The 21,533-nt window shown below is 36.3% G+C and carries 17 protein-coding genes, 1 tRNA gene and 1 pseudogene; 13 read left to right on the top strand and 6 right to left on the bottom strand.

Annotated features, from left to right (window positions below; all coding sequences use genetic code 11):
• Positions 1-134 precede the first annotated feature (134 nt).
• The 3 genes from ACT4_RS17545 to ACT4_RS12805 are packed head-to-tail and all read left to right on the top strand — an operon-like array spanning position 135 to position 4,626.
• The gene (locus tag ACT4_RS17545; protein ID WP_252316391.1) at positions 135-3,011 is read left to right on the top strand and encodes a hypothetical protein; all 2,877 of its coding nucleotides are present in this window, start codon (positions 135-137) and stop codon (positions 3,009-3,011) included.
• Entirely contained in the window at positions 3,011-3,457 is a 447-nt protein-coding gene (locus ACT4_RS12810) for a hypothetical protein (RefSeq protein WP_007482763.1), read from the top strand. Before ACT4_RS17545 ends, ACT4_RS12810 begins: the two co-directional genes overlap by 1 nt.
• Positions 3,454-4,626 carry a nucleoside phosphorylase gene (locus tag ACT4_RS12805; RefSeq protein WP_007482762.1) on the top strand — a complete coding sequence of 391 codons (1,173 nt, stop codon included), beginning with the start codon at positions 3,454-3,456 and terminating at the stop codon, positions 4,624-4,626. The genes ACT4_RS12810 and ACT4_RS12805 overlap by 4 nt, the downstream gene beginning before the upstream one ends.
• Positions 4,627-4,669: 43 nt before the next feature.
• On the opposite strand, the gene ACT4_RS12800 is transcribed toward ACT4_RS12805, so the two are convergent.
• Positions 4,670-5,128, bottom strand: a complete 459-nt coding sequence (locus ACT4_RS12800) for a hypothetical protein (RefSeq protein WP_007482761.1) — start codon at positions 5,126-5,128, stop codon at positions 4,670-4,672.
• Positions 5,129-5,976: 848 nt separating this feature from the next.
• On the opposite strand from ACT4_RS12800, the gene ACT4_RS12795 reads away from it, so the two are divergent.
• Complete coding sequence (locus ACT4_RS12795; RefSeq protein ID WP_007482760.1) at positions 5,977-7,419, top strand: amino acid permease; 1,443 nt, start codon at positions 5,977-5,979, stop codon at positions 7,417-7,419.
• Positions 7,420-7,485: 66 nt separating this feature from the next.
• On the opposite strand, the gene ACT4_RS12790 is transcribed toward ACT4_RS12795, so the two are convergent.
• The gene (locus ACT4_RS12790) at positions 7,486-8,985 is read right to left on the bottom strand and encodes a PLP-dependent aminotransferase family protein (RefSeq protein WP_007482758.1); all 1,500 of its coding nucleotides are present in this window, start codon (positions 8,983-8,985) and stop codon (positions 7,486-7,488) included.
• A 154-nt stretch (positions 8,986-9,139) separates the two neighbouring features.
• Here ACT4_RS12790 and gabT point away from each other — a divergent pair, with 154 nt between their 5' ends.
• Both gabT and ACT4_RS12780 read left to right on the top strand, forming a co-directional pair.
• Positions 9,140-10,432, top strand: coding sequence for a 4-aminobutyrate--2-oxoglutarate transaminase (gene gabT / locus ACT4_RS12785; protein WP_007482757.1), 1,293 nt, complete (start codon positions 9,140-9,142; stop codon positions 10,430-10,432).
• Positions 10,429-11,877, top strand: coding sequence for an NAD-dependent succinate-semialdehyde dehydrogenase (locus ACT4_RS12780; protein ID WP_007482756.1), 1,449 nt, complete (start codon positions 10,429-10,431; stop codon positions 11,875-11,877). Before gabT ends, ACT4_RS12780 begins: the two co-directional genes overlap by 4 nt.
• A gap of 73 nt (positions 11,878-11,950) precedes the next feature.
• On the opposite strand, the gene ACT4_RS12775 is transcribed toward ACT4_RS12780, so the two are convergent.
• Together ACT4_RS12775 and ycaC are read right to left on the bottom strand one after the other, a co-directional pair.
• Entirely contained in the window at positions 11,951-12,880 is a 930-nt protein-coding gene (locus tag ACT4_RS12775) for a LysR substrate-binding domain-containing protein (RefSeq protein WP_007482755.1), read from the bottom strand.
• 72 nt (positions 12,881-12,952) lie between these two features.
• Complete coding sequence (gene ycaC / locus ACT4_RS12770) at positions 12,953-13,579, bottom strand: isochorismate family cysteine hydrolase YcaC (protein WP_007482753.1); 627 nt, start codon at positions 13,577-13,579, stop codon at positions 12,953-12,955.
• A 285-nt stretch (positions 13,580-13,864) separates the two neighbouring features.
• Between ycaC and ACT4_RS12765 the strand changes: the two genes are divergently transcribed.
• The 4 genes from ACT4_RS12765 (at position 13,865) to ACT4_RS12750 (ending at position 17,719) form a co-directional block, all read left to right on the top strand.
• Entirely contained in the window at positions 13,865-14,728 is an 864-nt protein-coding gene (locus tag ACT4_RS12765) for a pirin family protein (protein WP_007482752.1), read from the top strand.
• 439 nt (positions 14,729-15,167) lie between these two features.
• Entirely contained in the window at positions 15,168-16,466 is a 1,299-nt protein-coding gene (locus ACT4_RS12760) for an FAD-dependent oxidoreductase (RefSeq protein ID WP_007482751.1), read from the top strand.
• A gap of 1 nt (position 16,467) precedes the next feature.
• Positions 16,468-17,295, top strand: coding sequence for a cyclopropane-fatty-acyl-phospholipid synthase family protein (locus ACT4_RS12755; RefSeq protein ID WP_007482750.1), 828 nt, complete (start codon positions 16,468-16,470; stop codon positions 17,293-17,295).
• A 7-nt stretch (positions 17,296-17,302) separates the two neighbouring features.
• Complete coding sequence (locus tag ACT4_RS12750) at positions 17,303-17,719, top strand: GFA family protein (protein ID WP_007482749.1); 417 nt, start codon at positions 17,303-17,305, stop codon at positions 17,717-17,719.
• Between the two features lie 4 nt (positions 17,720-17,723).
• Here ACT4_RS12750 and ACT4_RS12745 read toward each other — a convergent pair.
• Positions 17,724-17,799: transfer RNA gene (locus tag ACT4_RS12745), tRNA-Thr, on the bottom strand.
• Positions 17,800-18,111: 312 nt separating this feature from the next.
• Here ACT4_RS12745 and ACT4_RS12740 point away from each other — a divergent pair.
• Together ACT4_RS12740 and ACT4_RS12735 are read left to right on the top strand one after the other, a co-directional pair.
• Positions 18,112-18,729, top strand: a complete 618-nt coding sequence (locus ACT4_RS12740; RefSeq protein WP_007482748.1) for a DUF805 domain-containing protein — start codon at positions 18,112-18,114, stop codon at positions 18,727-18,729.
• A gap of 238 nt (positions 18,730-18,967) precedes the next feature.
• Positions 18,968-19,699, top strand: a complete 732-nt coding sequence (locus ACT4_RS12735) for a Fic family protein (RefSeq protein ID WP_007482747.1) — start codon at positions 18,968-18,970, stop codon at positions 19,697-19,699.
• A 126-nt stretch (positions 19,700-19,825) separates the two neighbouring features.
• Here ACT4_RS12735 and ACT4_RS12730 read toward each other — a convergent pair whose 3' ends face one another.
• The gene (locus tag ACT4_RS12730) at positions 19,826-20,710 is read right to left on the bottom strand and encodes a hypothetical protein (RefSeq protein ID WP_007482746.1); all 885 of its coding nucleotides are present in this window, start codon (positions 20,708-20,710) and stop codon (positions 19,826-19,828) included.
• A gap of 514 nt (positions 20,711-21,224) precedes the next feature.
• On the opposite strand from ACT4_RS12730, the pseudogene ACT4_RS12725 reads away from it, so the two are divergent.
• A pseudogene (locus ACT4_RS12725) lies at positions 21,225-21,533 on the top strand (hypothetical protein); the annotation flags it as partial.

Raw genomic sequence — 21,533 nt, 5'->3', positions numbered from 1 at the left:
ATGAAGAAATAATTGTCATACTATGATAAATTTATAAGATAGGTAAAGTACTAAAAATTTTGTCTTAAGGTTATGTATTTATATAAATAAAAATAGTAATATATTTTATTTTTACGGGTATGGTGAGGGGAAAAGTGAGCATAACAAAAAAAATGATTTTTGACTCTGGATTTAAAGTACAAGAATTTAAAAGTTTTTCTTATGATTTAAGAAATAAAATCAGAGCAATTATTTTTTCTGATAAAGAAGCGTCTGTAGTATTGTTAAATAAATTGCGGGCGAAGTTAAAAATAAAGGACTTAGTAGAGGTTGAAAATTTTCTTAGAAACGTTAATTTAAAAACTAAAGAACCATTGTTAAGTTCTTTATATCCAAGCGAGCCTCAAACATATAATAATTTCATTAGATTGAAGAATATTAACTTAAAGGATAGTTTGGATTATATAGAAATACTACTTAAAAAAGAGAAAGTAAAAATTTATAAATTTTTAAAAGATATTGAGGATTTAAATGAATTAATATTTAGCAATAATGAGGAGAGATATAGTAAATTAGAAGGGATTTTAAAAAATTATGGATATAGTTACTTTATTTTAAGGAAAGCTGTTGCAATTAAAATTTTAGATGGTGGTGGTAATGATGAAATAGTTGATGAAATAATTAATAAGAGTGGATTTAAGAATAGTAACTTGGTTGTAAATACTTTATTTCAATGTTATCAGTTTGAACAGGATTATATAAGTTTAAAAAAAGCTATTTTAAATTTTCCTGATAAGAAAAATGAAAATAAATATCTTAGAGATATAATAAGAGTTCCATTTCACCCATATGCAGTCGATGATGAAGATTTTTCAGAATTAATTCAATCAAATTTACAGTTTTCTTTAATTGATGCTTTATTCATTATTTTTTTGAATAAGGATAAGGTAGGTAGTAATTATAAAAATATTTTTGATTTTTTTGAGTATTTAGATAAAAAATTTTCTGATGATAAAAAAATAATAAATTATTATTTGATTTCTAGTGATTTGAATTTTATCGAAGATACCTTTTTTCAGCAATCTAGTGCATGGTGTGAGTATGGGTTTATAAAAAAATATAGAAAATTAATAGATTTTTTTTATGATGACCCTGATGCTAAATATATAAAAATTACATCTGATGTTGTGGATGATTTGAGAGGTGAGATAAATATAACCTCCTTGAATGAGTTGGCTGATAGTAATAATTTTAAAAGTCATAATTATGAAGATTTAAAGAAAATTGAAAATTATGGAATTATCACTCGAACTGCATTATTTAACTTTTGTTTATATTTGAATAATGGAGATGAATGTCTTCAAGATGAAAACTTATATAAACTTATGGGTTCAACTAGAGATTTAGCAAGAACAATAACTATTGATAATATTAGGCAATTAGCAAAATTCACAGATTCAATTGATGCTAAAATTATCTATTATTTATTGATTTCTAGAAAAAGTAAAAATGAAAGAGAAGATTTTTTACTTAGAAGACTCATACAAAAAGTCGTAAAAGATAGATATTCTGGTTCTTTATTAGATTATATTAAATATATTCATGAAAAAAATGACTCAATAGCTTTGTATATATATGAGACTTGTACAGAGGATTTTATTGCAAAATTATCTCATATTATTACTACGATATCACAAGTAACAGAAACCAGATCGGTTTTACATCAATGGATGGGTGAGGTTACTGGGGAGAAAAGCTATCTAGACAGGGCTAGAACAATTTTAATTGATCAACAAATTAGTAGAGTTAGAGATGAATTGGATGATCATAGGATTTATGTTGATGTAGCAAAATTTGTTGAATGGATTAACGATGTACTGATGAGAGAAATTAATACAATTCTAGGCGGAATTACATATAATCTGCAGGATGAAAATACTGAGATTCCTTTGCTGTACAATGTTGTCGAGAAAGCATTTTTTGAATTTACTAATAATAATATTTTTGGAATAGCTTCTTACTTAGGTAGAAGGATACGCCATGGAACATTTAAAGGGCACTTAATATCAATTGTTAAAAACATAGAAAATGATTATGAGGATTTTCTTTCTGATCCTATAATAAATTCAAAATGGAATACATGGGTAGAGTCTTTTGATAAAAACATAAATTTAATTATTAGAAATAATTTACATATTGAAAGTCAAAATAAAAGAGATGGCTTGTTAAAGCCTGCCCTCACTGGTAATGAGAAACAAGAAATAGCTATTGCCTGCACGAAAGATATTTTAAGAGATTATTCCGAGAATAACTCTTTAGGTACTATTCCAATTTTGATTGATTATTGTTGGAGGCTAATAGAAGTCGATTTAAGACAAATTAATTCTTTCTTAAATCATAGGAAACAGATATTAATACAGACAGAGCTTCTTGGTGAAATTAAAGATTTATCCAATAATAGCATGATTTCAAAAGAGTTTATAAGAGACGTTCAACATTTGGTTTCTGATAAAATAAATATGATGTCTATGTGGTTTAAAAGGCCACAAAGTGTTGCTCCAAAGGCATCACTATCTTTACTATATAAAGCAGTAGTAGCGGAAGTACGTGATAGTTTTCCACATTTTTCACCTGAACTTGAATTCGGTGATAAAGAAATTGAGTTAATGGGCGGGGCTTATCATGTTTTATATGATGCATTTTATGTTGTGATCTATAATGCAGCTAAACATGGTAAAGAAAATGGAATAGTTACAAGATCATTTAATGTGATTAAACATAATTTAAGGCCTCATGTTAATATTATTATTACTTCTGAGACTAAGGACGGCCATAGTGATGATTATGTTAATTCTAGACTTAAAGTTTTATCATCAGATGATATTTTAAATGCACAATTAAGAGAAGATAGAAGTGGAATTAAGAAGCTGCATAATTTGCAAGCAAATGATGATAATTTTATTATTAATAGAATTTATTGTGAAAATAAAGTGGTAACTGTTGATATATCTTATACACTGGTACATGCGTAATGAAAATTTTAGTTATAGAAGATGATAATTTTAAGGCTGATAGTATTTCAAATTTTTTATCATTAAAGTACGTCAATTCCAGTATAATAGTGAAAACTAACTTAGCTGAATCAATAGAAATTATTAATTTAGAAAATTTTAATTTTGTTATGGTTGATATGGCGATTCCTAGTCATCCTATTGTTTCTGGAGAGGGTGCGCCAATATCGTTTCTTACTGGTGGCTTGGATATAATTTTAGAATTAAATGCCCTTGAACGTAGTGATAAGTGTATCATTCTTACACAATATCCAGAAATAGAAATATCTGGTCAGTTTTATCATATAAATGAAGCTAAAGATATGATTAAGGAATTATTGGGATGCTCTGTTTTAGGATGTTTTGAATATTCAGAAAATGGAACAAATTGGAAAACTTCTTTAGAAAACTTGTTAGATTGCCAATGAAAATTTTAATTCTTGAAGATGAAAATGCCAAGTTTCAAGCTATTGAATCCGTTATACAAGGTATGGATTATTGTATCGAGACTAAAAGGGTGGTTAATTTAAATAGTTATATCAGTACTATTAATAGAGAAAAATTTGATTTAATCATAGCAGACCTCATGGTGCCTAGATTTAAAGATTCAACAGATTCAGAAAATGTGACAGAAAGTATTATTGATGAAACACGAGACCATGCTTGCCGTAATTTTAGAACTCCCGTAATAGTAATTACACAATTTGATGAAGCCGCTGAAGAAAGCTTTAAAGGACTCAACCAAAAAGATATTGTCATTGTAACTTACAATGAAAGTAACATAGATTGGAAAGAAAGTTTACAGAGAAAATTAGAATCATCTATACCTGAAGTCAGTTACGATTTCATTATTTTCTGCGCTCTACAGAAAGAAGCTGATGCTTTTGTGGAGTTAGGATATGTATCTGATCCATCTGAAAAAATATTGTCTTCCTTAAAGTGTACAGAAATTGAAATTAATTCAAAAAAAGGTGTAATAGTTACATTATCGAGAATGGGATTGGTGAGTGCAGCTATTACTGTTACGAAAGCTATTGAAAAGTTCAAACCAAATATTGTGGCGATGAGTGGAATTTGTGCAGGTATAGATGGTAAGGCCAATATCTATGATGTAATTATTCCAAGCGTCTGCCATCAGCACGATTCTGGTAAATGGACTTCAGAGGGATTTATACCAGAATTATATGATGTTCCATTAGCTCATGCTGCTGAAGTTTATATTGATACTAGTATTAAGAAAGAAAGCTTTAAAAAATTTGTAAAGAGTGATATTACTTTGGGTAGAAGTGAATTTCCCGAAGGGTGTGAGAATTTAGAATTTTCAATTAAACTAGCACCAACTTCAAGCGGTAGTGCTGTTGTAGCTAGTGAAGAGATGACCTATTCGATTATGGAGCAGCATCGGAAGAAGACAGCTTTTGAAATGGAGTCATACGCACTGTACGAAGCTGCAAGAGTATCTCAAAATCCCCCTCTTTTTTTTAGTGCTAAAGCAGTAGTAGATAATGGGACAATTACAAAGAGTGATTCATTTCATAGAGTCGCATGCTTATTGTCTGCCAAGGTAGTCTATAAACTACTAGAAGATTGGAATTAAATTTCAGTATTAAAGTGATCATATAGAAATTTTAGAGTTATAATCACTTTAATACTAATTTGAAAAGAAAATAAAATATGTTAAGAAATCCAATAGAGCCTATGAATATATAAATTATTCTAAACAATTGACCATATGTCATTATTTTCTTTGTAAAAATTATATTTTGATTAAAATTTTCTAATTCCTTTTCTTCACTACTAAAAATCTGATATTCGTCGATGAATTTTTTTTCAATTTTTGCTAAAACTTTTTCAGCATGCTTTATTAAAAAAGATGTTCTTTGATCAATTTTCCAAAAAATAAATGTCGTAATTACTATGAATACACCAAGCAAAATACCAAAGAAGAATAATTCCTTGGTTTTAAATAATACACCTATCGCAGTCGCAGATGCCCCCATGATTATTATATAGAAATTAAAAAAACTAACTCTCTGCGTTGAGTGTTTTTCAAAATAATTCCAAGCATGTTCAAATACGATATCTTCGTTTTTTTCCATAGGTAAAAATTAACAGTTTTTAAATTTTAGTTATCATTTTATTCTAAAGCTAGATCATTTAGTATGATTATTAATTGCTACATCGTAAGCTATTGTAATTAATAATAAAAATTATTGATTTAGATGCTTGTTATGAGGCAGTCTCGAAATTATAGAATAGCTTTTAATTGTAGAGTTCCCCTCAATTTTTCCGTTATATATTTTTCCTAAACTTGCTATTGTCCATTGATTCTTCTGAATTGTTTTGAAATAGTTGTTAAATTTTAATTGTTAGATTTAACACAATAGTTAACATAGTTGTTTAATTTATTGTAATATAAATATTTATTTATTTTTGATGTGTATATCCGTTCTAAGACTTGGAACTAAATCTAAAAAGCCTCTTTTCAAATCTTGGAAAGAGGCTTTTTTATGTGCATCACATTTTTATCCTAAAACAAAATAAGACTTAAGTTATGGATCAATAATGATTCGCTTTCAATAAAAAGAACCAATCTATAGATCATAAAATATGTAATAAATTTTGATTTTATTGATGTTTAGTTGATTGATTTTAAATGTAAAAACAACCAATTATGATTTCTTTGAAAAATATAAAGCTAGCCAGTATTGCACATAATTTTTACAATTGGCTCTCTCCTTTATTATAAAAATGGCTCTCGTTTCTTCAGGGCCAAAACGACAAATTAAAGCCATAGGAAGTATGCATACGGAAGCGTTGTTTGGATCACTCTAGTTTTTCTGTGAGAACAAGAGCAATTCAGCGACACAATTTTTAGGGGATATATTGAGCAGTGAGGCAAGAAGCCTCGGATTGCTGGTATCCCTCATAGGTTAAGGAAAATGATATGGCAGCACATCAAGATGGTTCTGAAGCCAATCCCTCCCAAAATTTAAAACATGGTCTGCAATCACGACATTTGACGATGATCTCTATCGCTGGAGTGATTGGTGGCTCTTTATTTGTCGGTTCAGGCAGTATTATTTACAACACAGGCCCCGTGGTCTTTCTTACCTACGCTTTGGGTGGTTTGTTGGTCTGGTTCATTATGCGTATGCTCGGAGAAATGGCCGTTTTAAACCCTGACAGCGGTTCATTTTCGACTTATGCGGACCGAGCGATTGGTCGTTGGGCTGGTTTCTCGATTGGTTGGTTATATTGGTGCACTTTAGCCATGCTGATGGGGTGGGAAGCTTATGTTGCAGGTAAAATTTTAAATAATTGGTTCCCGTTTATCCCGATTTGGGCTTATATGGTTTTAGTGATTGGTGGGTTGGTCGCGGTCAATTTACAGAACGTTAAGAACTATGGTGAGTTCGAATTTTGGTTTGCATTGATCAAAGTCATCGCAATTGTGATATTCCTCGTAATTGGTAGTCTTGCGATCATGCACCTATGGCCGTGGGGTGATGTTTCAGCCGCAGGTGTGACCAATCTAACTGCCCAAGGATTTATGCCAAATGGCGCATCGTCCGTTATCACTGCTTTACTTGGGGTCATGTTTGCCTACATTGGTGCTGAAATTGTGACTGTAGCAGCAGCAGAGTCAGAAAATCCGTCGAAAGAAATCCGTAAGGCATCTAATTCAGTCGTGTGGCGAATTGTCTTATTCTATGTCGGATCGATGTTTGTCGCGGTATGTTTGATTCCTCACAACAACGAGCTTTTAAAAGATTCAACTTGGGGAACCTATAGTGTCACGCTCAATGCCCTTGGGGTTCCTGAAGCACGTCATATCGTCAACTTTGTGGTACTGACATCGGTTTGTAGCTGCTTTAACTCCGCGTTATATACTTGTTCCCGTATGCTCTTTTCACTTGCGAAGCGTGGTGATGCGCCGAAAAGTTTTGCTTCTGTGAATCGTAAAAGTAGCCCATGGGTGGGTGTATTGGTGTCGTGTTTCTTCTCGGTTATTGCTGTGATTTTAACAGCGACCAAGAGTATGGATGTCTATGATTTCTTCATGTTAACCACTGGTGCAGCAACTCTGTATGTGTATTTGACCATTGCTTATTCACAGTTGTGTATGCGCAAAAAGCTTGAAGCAGAAGGTGTTAATATTGAGTTTAAAATGTGGATGTTCCCTTATTTAACTTATGTGGTGATCTTTGCAATTATTGCTGCCATCCTGACGATGTTGATCGAAGGGACCTATTTTAAAGAAGTAATTTACACCACCGCATTATTTGGCATTATCGTGGTTTCAGGATTATTGTCGCAAAAACTCGGTTGGGGGAAGGAGCGTAGAGAAACGCATTTAGCCCAAATCCATGAAGAAAAATTAGTCTAAAGTTTAAAAAAAGATAAGAGCCTCAATCTGGAGGCTCTTTTTTATCTATGCTTAAAAATATAGGACTCAATTGAGTGTTGGTACGCCAGCTTCACGTAGACATTGCAGCAATGTCCCAAATGCCATCACCATATCTTTCTCGTTGACGCAGGCAAATCCCATCAGTAAACCACGTTGAGCATGGGCATGTGAGCGCATGTAGTATTGAGACAGCGGACGGACTTTGACTCCGCGCTCTAATGCAGTCGCGGCAACTTCGACATCATCACACGTAGCAGGCAACTTTAAAACCAGATGCAGACCCGCTGCTTCATCATATTCATGTAGAAATTCAGGTCCTAAATAGCGATGAATCAGACTGACTAAATAGTCCCGTCTTTTGCCATAGAGCAATCGCATTCGGCGAATGTGGGCTTCATAATGGCCTTCACGAATAAATTCAGCCAGTGCTTTTTGTTCTAATAGATGCCCGCCACGATATAGCTCTGCTGCAACGATACGCAGTGGTGAAAACAGTGGCTTAGGCACAACTAAATAACCAATCCTCAAAGAAGGATAAATCGTTTTGCTAAACGTACCCATATACAGGACTGGGGCATTATTTTCCAAGCCTTGTAGGGATGGATAAGGCTGTCCAGAGAAGCGGAATTCACTATCGTAATCATCTTCCACGAGCCAAGCATTGTGTTGGCGTGCGATTTGAAGCAGTTGCTTACGACGATTTAAGCTCAGATGTGAGCCTAAAGGATATTGGTGTGATGGCGTGACAAAAATCAGTTTGGGTGGTTGGGTTGGATTTTGCTCAGGAATGATCCCTTCTGCATCAACAGGCATTGGCTGAATATCTACGCCGTTAATTCTTAAATTATTACGCATTCCCCAATATGCAGGGTCTTCGATCCAGACGCTATCGCCAATGTCACTCAGTGCGCGTGAGACTAAATCTATCGCTTGATGAATGCCTTCCGTAATAATAATTTGATCAGCATCGCATTGAACTGAGCGCGCTACCCGTAAATAATCAGCTAAGGCACTGCGTAGCTCAAGACATCCCCCAGCATTGCTATAAATCAATCGGTTAATATCAGGTTCACGGCTTAAACGGGCTTGGATACGACTAAAAATATGATGAGGAAATTCGGTGACATCCGGCGCACCAGGCACAAAAGCACCCCATTGATGTGGTGAAGCTGCGGCATAACCTAATAGGTTGGAACCTCGCTGTGATAACGCATATGAACTTTGAGTAACTGGTAAATCGGGTTCTTTCTTTTTATTTTTGGTATTTAAAAATTTTTCAGGTAATTGCTCCGCTACCCATGTGCCGTGACCTGTACGTGCCTCTAAATATCCTTCAGCCTGTAATTGTTCATAAGCACTGAGGACGGTATTTCGAGAGACATGAATTTCGCTTGCTAAGTCGCGAGAAGCAGGTAGGCGAGTCATCGGTTGAACCACACCATCAATGATTGCACCACGCAGACAACGGAACAGGCGTTGATGTAGTTTTCCCTCAGTGTCCTGTTGGAGTCTTTGTAACAAATGATCCCCAAGTAAACTGCGCAATTGGCTCTCTCCTACAGTTTAAAAATGGCTCTCGTCAGTTGTCATCAGACGAGCGAAATTACAGTTATAGGCAGTCATTGTATCGCATCCTAAAAATCGACCCCTAGGATGTACGACCAAAGCTGTAACTGATGATGAGATATGAGGGAATAAAATGGACACTCAACATTCTGCACTGAATACACGTAAACAGCAAGCAACTCCACGTGGCGTGGGTGTGATGTGTCAGTGGTATGCAGAGAAAGCTGAAAATGCAACGATCTGGGATAAAAACGGTAAGCAATATACAGACTTCGCTGGCGGTATCGCAGTGCTAAATACAGGGCATCGTCATCCTAAAGTGATTGCAGCGGTGACAGAACAATTAACCAAGTTTACGCATACGGCTTATCAAGTTACCCCATATGAAAGCTATGTGTCGCTTGCTGAACGTATCAATGAGCGTGCTCCAATTGCAGGTGCTGCGAAAACAGCATTTTTTACGACAGGCGCAGAAGCAGTTGAGAATGCCGTGAAAATTGCACGTTCTCATACAGGTCGTCATGGCATTATTACCTTTGGTAATGGTTTCCACGGTCGTTCATTTATGACTATGGCAATGACAGGTAAAACTGCGCCTTATAAACGTGATTTTGGTGTGATGCCAGCAGGTGTATTCCATGCGCGTTATCCAGTGCCAGAAAAAGGGATTTCAGTTGCAGCAGCGATTGAAAGTGTTGAGGATATTTTCAGTGAAGATATTGCTCCGCATGATGTGGCTGCGATTGTGCTTGAACCTGTACAAGGCGAGGGTGGTTTTAACGTTGTTCCTGCTGAGTTTTTAAAACGTTTAAGAGCTTTGTGTGACAAACACGGGATTTTATTGGTTGCTGATGAAGTGCAATCTGGTTTTGCACGCACAGGCAAATTATTTGCGATGAATCACTATGAAACCAAAGCAGATTTGATCACCATGGCGAAAAGCTTGGGTGGGGGTTTCCCAATCTCAGGTGTAGTGGGACGTGCCGAAGTGATGGATGCACCAAACCCGGGTGGCTTAGGCGGAACATACGCAGGTAGCCCAATCGCAGTGGCTGCTGCGCATGCAGTGATTGATGCAATCGAAGAAGAAAACTTATGTGAACGTGCCAATGAGCTTGGGGCTGAACTGGTATCGGTTTTGAAAGACATTCAGCAGGCTTCAGGCGATGTTGTGACTGAGATTCGTGCGTTAGGTTCGATGGTTGCTGCCGAGTTAGAAACAGCGGAACAAGCAAAAGCTGTACAAACTTATGCAATGGACAATGGTTTATTGATTCTAACTTGTGGTAAATACGGTAACGTAATTCGTTTCCTTTACCCATTAACCATTCCTGCTGAGCAATTCCGCCAAGGTCTTGACATCTTGAAGCAAGGTTTTGCAACCTTAACAGCAGACAGTGTGAAAGCAGTGGAGCAATCTGCATGATCCAAGAAAATTTGCAGTATTTATTAAAACATCCTGATATTTCATTTGATGCACCGACCTCGAATGACTATATCCAAGTCAATGATGCTGCGACAGGTGATACGTTAGCATGGGTAAAAACCTATGGCCAAGCGGGTGTTGAAGCTGCGATTCAACGTTCAGCCGATGCCCAGTCTGCTTGGAAAAAGCAAACAGCTTTAGCTCGCGCAGATATTTTACTGGCATGGTACAACCTGATGCTTGAGCATAAGGAAAACTTGGCTCAGATTTTGACTGCTGAGCAAGGCAAACCTTTAGCTGAAGCGCGTGGTGAAATAGGATATGCGGCATCATTTATTCGTTGGTTTGCAGAGCAAGCACGTCGTATTGATGGTGAGGTTTTAAGTCCGACATTACCAAATCAACGGTTACTGGTGATTAAGCAGGCGATCGGTGTCACTGCGGCGATTACACCGTGGAATTTCCCAGCGGCGATGATTACGCGTAAAGCAGCGCCAGCAATTGCTGCGGGTTGTTCAATGTTGGTGAAACCTGCGGAACAAACACCGTTAACGGCGTATGCATTGGAAGTATTGGCATTACAGGCAGGCTTACCTGCTGATGTACTTCTCAATATTAGTGGTGATGCGATTGAAGTGGGTCAAACGATTTGTGCGAGTGATTTTGTTCGTAAGTTGAGTTTTACGGGTTCAACTCAAGTGGGTCGTATTCTGATGCAGCAATGCGCCCCAACCATCAAAAAACTTTCTCTTGAGTTGGGTGGTAATGCCCCTGTTCTGGTATTCGATGATGCCAATTTAGATCAAGCCGTTCAGGGCATCATGGCAAGCAAGTATCGTAATAGTGGGCAAACTTGTGTCTGTGCCAACCGTATTTATGTGCAAGATGGCATTTATGATGCATTGGCAGAACGATTAGTTGATGCCGTATCTAAATTACAGGTAGGTGATGGTCGTCATGAGGGTTCAACGCAAGGACCATTGATTGATGAAGATGCGATTGCCAAAGTACAGTCGCATATTGCTGATGCGACTGCTCAGGGTGCGACTGTACGAATTGGTGGTCAGCGTTCAGCATTGGGTGGTACATTCTTCGAGCCAACAGTTCTCACAGGTGTAACACAGGCAATGAAAGTAGCGAAAGAGGAAACTTTTGGGCCGCTTGCACCATTATTCCGTTTCAAATCAGAAGATGAAGCGGTTGCGATGGCAAATGACACCGAGTTCGGTCTCGCAGCTTATTTATTTACTCAAAGTACTGCGCGTCAATGGCGAGTGGGTGAAGCACTTGAGTATGGTATGGTCGGAATCAATACGGGAGCCATTTCAAATGAAGTTGCACCGTTTGGTGGCGTAAAGCAGTCTGGTTTAGGTCGTGAAGGCTCTAAATTTGGTATTGAGGAATATCTGGAAATGAAATACCTCTGTCTGGATTTATCTGAATAATCTGATGATCTAGCCGCGATCATACCCCAGCTTTATTAAAACGGTCATGCCCATTCATGACCGTTTTTTTATTTTAAGTTGCGAGATAACCCTTATGACTTTCGGGTAAGCGTCGTAAGGTCTCAACCAAGGTTTCAATCAATTTTTCCACGACTAATCGCTGTCCTTTTCTTGAGCCATAAACCAGTTGTAAGGTTCCGATATTGGATTTCCATTCAGGTAGGATATGAATGAGTCGACCTTTTCGAATGTCAGCTTCTACAGTTAAAAAAGGTAGATCGGCAATCCCTAAACCATCGGCAACCGCATAGTAAACTCCTGCCAAATCATTACTTTTCACTCGAGGCTGATAGGGAATCTCCATGGTTTCACCAGTGCGTGTATTACACAGATGCCAAAGATAGTTTTGCTTTTGATTGCCCAAACTGATACTTGGATAATTTTGTAATTCTGATGCATCCAAAATGATGTGCCCCTGTAGCAACTCAGGTGCGGCAACTAGACAATGATCGGTTTTAATCACATCACGAACAATTAAACTGGAGTCCTCATTTGGCTCGAAATTGGTACGGATTGCCAGATCAATATCATCATGCAAAATATCCACTCGGCGACTGGTTAGCTCTAGTGAAATTTCGACTTTGGGGTAGGTTTTAAGAAATTGATTTAAAATTTTTCGAATTTGAAAATGCATCATCAGCGGTGGACAACTGATTTTTACGACACCTTGTGGCTCGCTCTTTTGTTTTAATAAAACATTTTCGGCGCATTCAACTTGAACAATGACTTTGCAGCATTCTTCATAAAATTCTTGCCCTAATTCAGTCACCTTAAAATGTCGTGTTGTGCGTTGTATTAGGCTGACATTAAATTTATTTTCTAAATCAATAATTCGACGGCTGAGTTTTGATTTACTGATATTTTCAGCCTCACTTGCAGCACTAAATCCGCCATGTTTAACAACGAGATAAAAGTAATAGAAATCATCAAATGAATTAATCAAGGTCGATAAATCCTGTCATGAGTAGCCAGCTCAAAATAGCATTAACGATTTTGAGCTGATTGTGCAAGTAGTTTACTTTTGCGAGGTATTTTGATTGTAACTATTGATCAGGTTGCGATAATCAGGAATATGATTTGAGAATAATGCACCTAAACCTTCAATATCATTACGCCAATCACGATGTAGCTCACATGCCATACCAAACCATGTCATCAATTGAGCACCTGCTTTTGACATACGATCCCATGCCGCATCACGGGTGAGTTCATTGAATGTGCCTGAAGCGTCTGTGATGACAAATACTTCAAATTCTTCTGCAAGCGCTGATAACGCTGGGAAAGCAACACATACTTCGGTCACAACACCTGCGATGATGAGTTGCTTTTTGCCAGTCGCTTTAACGGCTTGAACGAAGTCTTGATTATCCCAAGCATTGATTTGACCAGGACGAGCAATGTACGGTGCATCAGGAAACATGTCTTTAAGTTCTGGGACAAGAGGGCCATTGGGACCATTCTCAAAGCTCGTGGTTAAAATGGTTGGTAGATTAAAATATTTCGCAGCATCAGCCAGTGCCAACACATTGTTTTTGAATTTATCAGGATCAATGTCTCGAACGAGGGACAATAGACCAGTTTGGTGATCAACCAATAACACCGCGGCATTATTTTTATCTAAACGAATATAGTCTTGGCTCATGATTTTATCCTCATGTTTTTGCATTTATTTCTAAAAAAGATGAGTCGGATGAAACACCTTGTAGATGCATGCTATTGAAAATTTTCATGAGCCAGAAGATCAATAAACGAGATTAACAATACTAAAAATAGGACGATCTTGATCAAATGTTTCAGTGAATAAAAGCAAAAAGTTGATTGTCCTATTTCTAGAATAATGTGTTGTGATCCTGTGGCTATAAGCTGAAACGTTGCAAGCGTAAAATGAATTTCAAGATCAAAGCTTCTACCTTATAGGAGTACATAGATGAAACAGATTGTTGGTATTTATCAAAACAAACATATGCATTGGGTTGGAGATGGTTTTCCTGTCTATAACCTGTTTTCATATGATCGTTTAGGCCAAAGCATCAGTCCATTTTTACTGTTGGATTATGCAGCGCCGTATCGCTTTGAGCCAACTCAAGCACAACATGGCGTAGGCTCACATCCACACCGTGGTTTTGAAACGGTGACGATTGCTTATCAAGGTGAAGTCACACATAAAGATTCGACAGGTGGTGGAGGAACGATCAAAGCGGGCGATGTGCAATGGATGACCGCAGGTGGTGGTATTTTGCATCAAGAGTTTCATTCGCCTGAGTTTGCACAGCAAGGTGGTTTATTTGAAATGGTGCAGTTGTGGGTAAATTTGCCAACGCATTCCAAAATGACCCCAGCAAAATATCAAGCGATTGACTCCGAGCAGATACAACGTATTGCTTTAGATGATCAGGGCAGTGAGTTACGTATTATTGCTGGTCAATATCAAGAGACAGCGGGCGCTGCAACCACATTCAGTCCAGTCAATGTTTGGGATGGAACATTAAGTGCTGAGCAAGCTCATACATTTTATGTGACAGAAGGGCATACCACTTTATTTGTACTACTGTCTGGCGAAGTCACTTTAAATGAGCAGGTGATCGGAGCGCCAAGTTTAGTTGTTTTAAGTCGTGAAGATATTGATTTTACTGTCACAGCGACACAAAACAGTAAGTTTTTGATTTTAACAGGTCAGCCACTCAATGAGCCAATTGAAGGCTATGGTCCGTTTGTGATGAATAACAAAGCCGAGATCATTGATGCAATCAACGATTTCAATAGCGGTAAGTTTGGTGTGATGGAAAGTTAATGTTCATTATTTCGCTTAGTCATTGATAAATATAAGAAAGCCCATAACTCCTTTAGAGTTATGGGCTTTCGCTATAAGGTCCTCTATTGATTTTTTTAATATTAGGTCACTTATTATTGTACAGTTTATTATGTGACTGCTTTCTCATTGTTGTTTAATCAGAATAGCGCTAATTTTTTGCTTTGCAAACCCTTTCAAGCCGCAAAAATGGAAAAATAAAGAATGTTCTGTATATTTTTGTGATTAATAATTTAATAAAATTAATTTTTTCATGTGCTTAAGCTTAAAAAATGCAGTATTCTAAAATGTAACAATAAATGAACAACAGCATTACGACAAAAGTCTGACTTTAATACTGAATCTGGTATTTTTTAATACGGCGTTTGAGTTAAGGATCAGTCATAATCAAGAAAAATCATCAACTGATGGGACATAAATTTTGGATATTGCAATTATTGGCAGTGGAATGGCAGGACTCGCTGCCGCCAGAATCCTACATGATGCAGGACATAAAGTTACTATATTCGAAGCACTCGCTGGTCGGGGCATGGATAGTCATAGTATTGATTTTGATGGTGGCATAATTGATGCTCCATTGCGGGTGATGAATCCGAAACTTTGGAAAAATACCTTAAGTTTGGCAAGTTATTTGGGCATTGAAACCTTTCCAGTGCGTACATTTATGGCTTGCAGTTGGTTATTTGAAGATAAAACAGATACATGGTTAACGACTTCACGCAGCCGTATCGGTAATTTTCCAATTATCAATAACCGTAAAGGTATCCAGCAATATGGTTGGCGCTTAGTTAAAGGCATGTTGCAGTTAAAAACAGCGGTTAATCAGTTCTTTAAATCTGAAAATCAAGATATCACCCTCGCTGAATTCATGAATCAATATCATATTGAGGAAGTTTTTTGGCATGGTACGGTGATGCCTGTGCTTTATACAATTTGTACATGTCATCCAAAAACCATTGGTGAATGGCCAGCTAAGCCTTTGCTTGAGTTCATTCGTCAGCTTACTGAAGGTGAAGCATTATTACGAATGAAGGGTGGAACGCCTGCGCTGGTAAATCGTCTGATTGATGGTATTCATATTTTCAGCGGTTCTCCTGTGAAAAACGTTGAAGAACAAGGTGATAAAGTCTTGGTCGAAAATGGTCAAGGTGAGAAAAAGCTATTTGACCGTGTCGTGATTGCAACACCAACCCCTGTCATTGAAAATTTCTTGAAGCAACCACAGTTCGCTGAGGATCTGGCTTTATTGAGAAAGTTTAGATTTGAAGAGGGTGATTTGGTGATTCATACCGATCCAGTGGTGATGCCACCACGCCGTAAAGATTGGGCTGTGTTGAGCTACATGATGGATCGTAAATTTATCCGTCAACAATTCACGGTATGGATTAATGCTATCGAGCCAAGTTTGGTTGGTAAAAATGCCGTATTCCAAACATGGTGCCCAGTGATTGATATTGATCCGAAGAAAATTATTTCTAGAGTCAAACTCACACGTGCAGTTGTGGATTCTGAGACGGTAGCTTTAAATAAACAAATCCAGCAGCGCCATTTAGAACAAGACCGTAAAGTATTCTATTGTGGTTCGTGGTCATGTGATGGTTTACCAATTTTAGAATCAGCCGTGACCTCAGCAATGCATATTTCTGAGATTTTAGGTGCGCCGTCGCCGTTTGTTGGGTTAAAACCAAAAGTGAAAGTTGCACCAGAACTCGGCTACTAAAATGGCCAACTTCAAGCAGGCATTGATCGAAAAAGTCATTGGGCATAAATATGCAATTGATGCTAAACGACTAGGTGATGATGCCGTGCTTGCTTGGAGTAATCTCGGATATTGGCATGATCAATATCATGATTATCCTCTCGCTTGTCAGCATTTAGCGGATCAAATCGCCAGTTCAATTCAGCTGAAAAAATCTGATCGCGTTTTAGATTTAGGTTGTGGACAAGGTGCCAGCCTATTGCATTGGTTACAATATTATCAAATCGAAAATCTTACGGCTATCGAACTGCAATCCGACTGTGTAAAACGAATTCAAAAACAATTGCCGCAAGTTGCCATATATTGCGATTCATTTTTGAATTTAAAACAAATCAATTTTTTAAATTCATTTGATGCCGTGATTTGTATTGATGCTGCATATCACAGCAATTTGAATTCATTTCTCAATTCTACGCATTCTATTTTGAATTCAAAAGGACGTTTAGCTTTTCACTATTTAGTTTGGACTGATCTTTGGCAAAGTTGTAGTTATGCACAGAAGCAACGTTATCAATATTTATTAAAAGCTGCCGATGTGAAATGGCAGCATATGATGAACGAGCAGCAACTTAGCCATGCGTTAGTAGAACATGGCTTTACTGAAATTGAAATTCAGGATTTTTCAAAGCCTGTGTTTGATGGATTTGCTCGATATATCGAAACAAGAGAAATGCAAAAAAAAGCTTTCGACTTTGCTCAATTAAAAATAGAGATGACTGCCAAGTTGTGTCGAAAACTCTATCAAGATGGTTTAGTGCGCTATATTCAAGTAAGTGCAGTTAAAAAGTGAATATAAAATGCCAAATCAATATAAAGGGTCTTGCCTATGTGGGGCTGTGACTTATTCTGCGGATGTAGAACCACGTTATCAATTTAATTGTCATTGTCGAGACTGTCAGAAAGCTACAGGTGGAGGCTATGCGCCGATTGCTTTTTTTCAGCAATCTGAACTCAATATTCAAGGCGAATTACACTATTTTGAATCTTTAGGTTCATCTGGAAAACCTATACGCCGTGCTTTTTGCCCAAACTGCGGTTCACAAATGTTTGGTTTGCCGGAGCTTGTACCAGATATGATTTCTATACGTGCAGGAACACTCGATGATCCAAATATGTATCAACCGAAAGCAGAGATTTTTGTCAGTCATGCAAATAAATGGGATGTGTTAAATCCGAATATTTCGCACTTTAAAGAAATGATGAAGAAAAGGTAGGAAATGGTGCCGGCACACGGATTCGAACTGTGGACCTACTGATTACAAGTCAGTTGCTCTACCAACTGAGCTATGCCGGCAACGTGGCGAGAATTTTACAGAATCTAATTAAAAATACAAGCGAAAAAATGAGCAAACAGATAAATTTAATTTAAATGTTAGATTTTCGCCAATCTCAATTATTTTTTCATGAGTACATATACATAAGAGTCAATGAGTTCATCTGTATTTAAATAGGCTGTGATAGGAACGCCTTGATAATCAGCTCCCTCAAATTCATCTAATTCTTATAGTACTAGACAGAACTGTCTGAAATTTCTTTTTATATATTATTAAGTCGATTAATATTCTGAATCCTAACTATAAATCTGAATATCAATAGGTAATATATAATGAAAGGTACAGTATTAACTTTTAACGCGCAGCTTGATGAGGGAGCAATTTCAGGGGAGGATGGAAAACGTTATAGCTTCTTTGGTTCTGAATGGAAAGAGCAATTGGCACCTGCACGAGATTTACAAGTTGATTTTGTCGTGAATGAATTAGGGCAGGCAACGGCGATCTATTTAGTGAGTTTTTCGCAGCAGACTGCAAGAGAGAAGTTATCTTCTAAAGTGCAAACTAATAGCCAACTGGATGAAGAAGAAAATTATGGTTTTTTTGATTGGGCAATGAAATGTCTAAGAAATTATGTCAATTTTTCAGGTCGTGCGCGTAGAAAAGAATATTGGTACTTTTATCTGTTTCAAATATTAGTTGGTTTTATTCTAGGTGTTGTCTTCGGCATAATTGGAATAAGTGATAGCGGAATGGATGCGATCTCTGGGCTAGTCTCTTTGGCATTCTTTTTACCAGGTCTTGCTGTGGGTGTACGACGTTTACATGACGTTGATCGTTCAGGATGGTGGGTGTTAATTGCATTTACGATTATTGGTCTTATTCCTCTCCTTATTTGGATGGTCAGTGAAACAAAGCCAGAACGAAATCAATGGGGTCAGCCTGCAAAATAAATATAACTTATTTTTTTCAAATTTATTCTTTTACGTCACTTGTAAAAAGTTTGGGGGTATAACTGGGGGTAAATTATTTTACCCCCAGTTATACCCCCAATTGCATGAGGGTACTTCATTGGCTACTTAGCCATTGTTCTTACTATAGTATGGAAGCTTTATACTAACTTGACGGATTTTATTGCTATCGTTTTTTAATGTATGATCATTTGATACTTACGTACATACAGAGACAAGCATGTTTGAGATCATTGATGATTTAAAAGCTAAATTAGATCAGCATCGACCTCTTTCACCTGCAATTGTTAAAAATCTACATGAAGACTTGATCTTGCGCTGGACGTACCATTCCAATGCGATTGAGGGTAATACTTTAACCTTATTGGAAACCAAAGTTGTTCTAGAAGGGATTACGGTAGGTGGTAAGGCATTAAGAGAGCATTTTGAAGCGATCAATCATCGTGATGCAATCTTGTATGTTGAAGATATTATAAAAAAAGAAGAACCATTTTCTGAATGGCAAATTCGGAATATTCATCAACTAATATTAAAAAACATTGATGATGAAAATGCTGGACGATATCGCCAGCAAAATGTCTTAATTTCAGGTGCTACTACTAATCCACCAGATTACACATTTCTTAATGACAAGATGGCGCAGTTTATAGATTGGTATAACAAGGAAGCTCACAATCTGCATCCTGTTGAACGAGCCGCCAAGGTTCATGCTGATTTTGTGGGAATTCATCCTTTTGTTGATGGAAATGGTCGAACATCTCGGTTACTGATGAATCTGGAACTGCTTAAAGCAGGCTATCCACCTAGTGTGATTACTGTAGAAAATCGCTTGACCTACTATGAGGCTCTAGATCAATGGATGGCTTATGGTAAGACAGAACCATTCATCAATCTGATTGGTGAAGTTGTATTGGATGGATTTAAACCTTATCAGATAGTTTTAGGGATTTAATCATTTTAAATAGTTGTGGTTAGCGTCTATAAAATAATAGAGTTAGAAAGTATGAACTAGTTGCTTTAAAGATAGTGAGTAAGTAATTAATCTTAGTCACTATCCAATATCAAGGAGTGGGTAATACTATTTGTATTTAGGTTTACCATTTTCATCCAAGTTTAGTAACACAAACTCTTTTTCGATCAGTTGCTCAATAACTTGTTCTCTTCGGCAGTTTTTTAGCTCAGCTAATTTCTCAAGTTGCTTTTGAGTGTTTTTTGTTAAAGGGAGATGATAAGGTTTTTTCGCCTTTCCTGAATCTCTAAATTTCTTTTGACTCCATGTCTTTTTCATACGATCTAAAAATAATTTCTTATCAGATGGAACTCCATAAGACATATTGTCTAATGAAATTAGAATTGCATTATAAAGATCCATATTATTTTGAGGTGGATAGAAAATATTTATATTTCTATAAAATTTTATTAAATACTCCCATGCCCATGTTAGTTGATTGTTATTTGTTTCATCCAACCATTTTATTTCTTTGTCTGGTGTTTTTATATTTAACCATTCTATTTTCTTATTTTGTATGAAAAAAATTTTATGATTCACATCTAAGGGAATTATATCTAGGTGATATATAAAATCTTTAAATGGATCTCCATTGATTGAAATTGTTGGTGTTAGATTAAATTCACTTTGAATTTTATGTATTAACCATATTATTTTCCTATTATCATTTTTTTCTATCCACTCTAAGTATTCCAATGGTATTAGATGATTTTCAATATTTATTTTTAAATTTCTTATGTGGACTTCTTTATCTTGTAAGTTATTTATATGGTTAATAATAATTTCTTTTTTTTGTGTGATCGATGAGTTGGGCCCTAAAAAATATAAATTAAACATTTGTAAGAAATTCCATGACCACCTAATTTCTCTTTCTTCAAATCGACCTAGCCCCTCCAAATGTTGCTGAGTTTTGTTGGATATGATGACTTGACCATTGTCACGAGTAATAGTCATATTTTTATCACTATGTAGAATTATTTATAAAATATTAATAATATTTTTTGTAGATTACTAGTGGGATATTCATAATTTTTTTATGAGTTTTTAGTGATACATATATGGTGTTTTATGTAGTTATAGCCCCCTTTTTTGCTAAAAATAGCCCTTTTATAGGTATGAAAAAGTAAGAATCATATAGCCAAATATCAATTTTCTAAAAATTAAGTCGACGTAAATTTTTAGTTCATACTCATGATGAAGGATCAAAGTCAAATGATGGATCACAAATTGTTGCTTAAAACTAACTTTAGCTTGTTCATGTTGACCAAGTTTAGGCTAGTGAAGTGTCGGATTGTAAGGTGTTCTTAGAGGCAAGTAGCTATCCAGCTTAGCTGGTTATTAATATTATTAAATACTTCTATATATTTTGATTCATATGTATAGGCTATATTTTATAAGCTAATTTATGACTATTAATTTTTTACAGAATAGTAAGTGATATGAATCCTAACATGATGAGTATCACGACATGAATTTGACTACAGTTCTTTGGAATGAATCCAGTGTTTGTACTGCGATTGAAGACTTTGTTTACGATGTCTGTTTTGAACAGATGAGTGAACAACAATTCCAACAAACATTGAGTACATTATATGAAGCCTTTCAGTACTTCTATTCAACACAGCTTCACTACACTGTATCCATCCAATATTTTATTGAGTGTAAGTATTGGATTGATCATTTTCTGAATGGGCAATCTACATCACAGATCTTAAATTTTAATATTCAACAGATTCAAATCCTATGTTATGTACTTAGCCAATATAAACATGATTAC

Source organism: Acinetobacter sp. NBRC 100985 (assembly GCF_000241225.1).
GTDB lineage: Bacteria > Pseudomonadota > Gammaproteobacteria > Pseudomonadales > Moraxellaceae > Acinetobacter > Acinetobacter venetianus.
The sequence above is the reverse complement of the archived record's forward strand: the minus strand, read 5'-3'. Positions and strand labels throughout refer to the sequence as shown.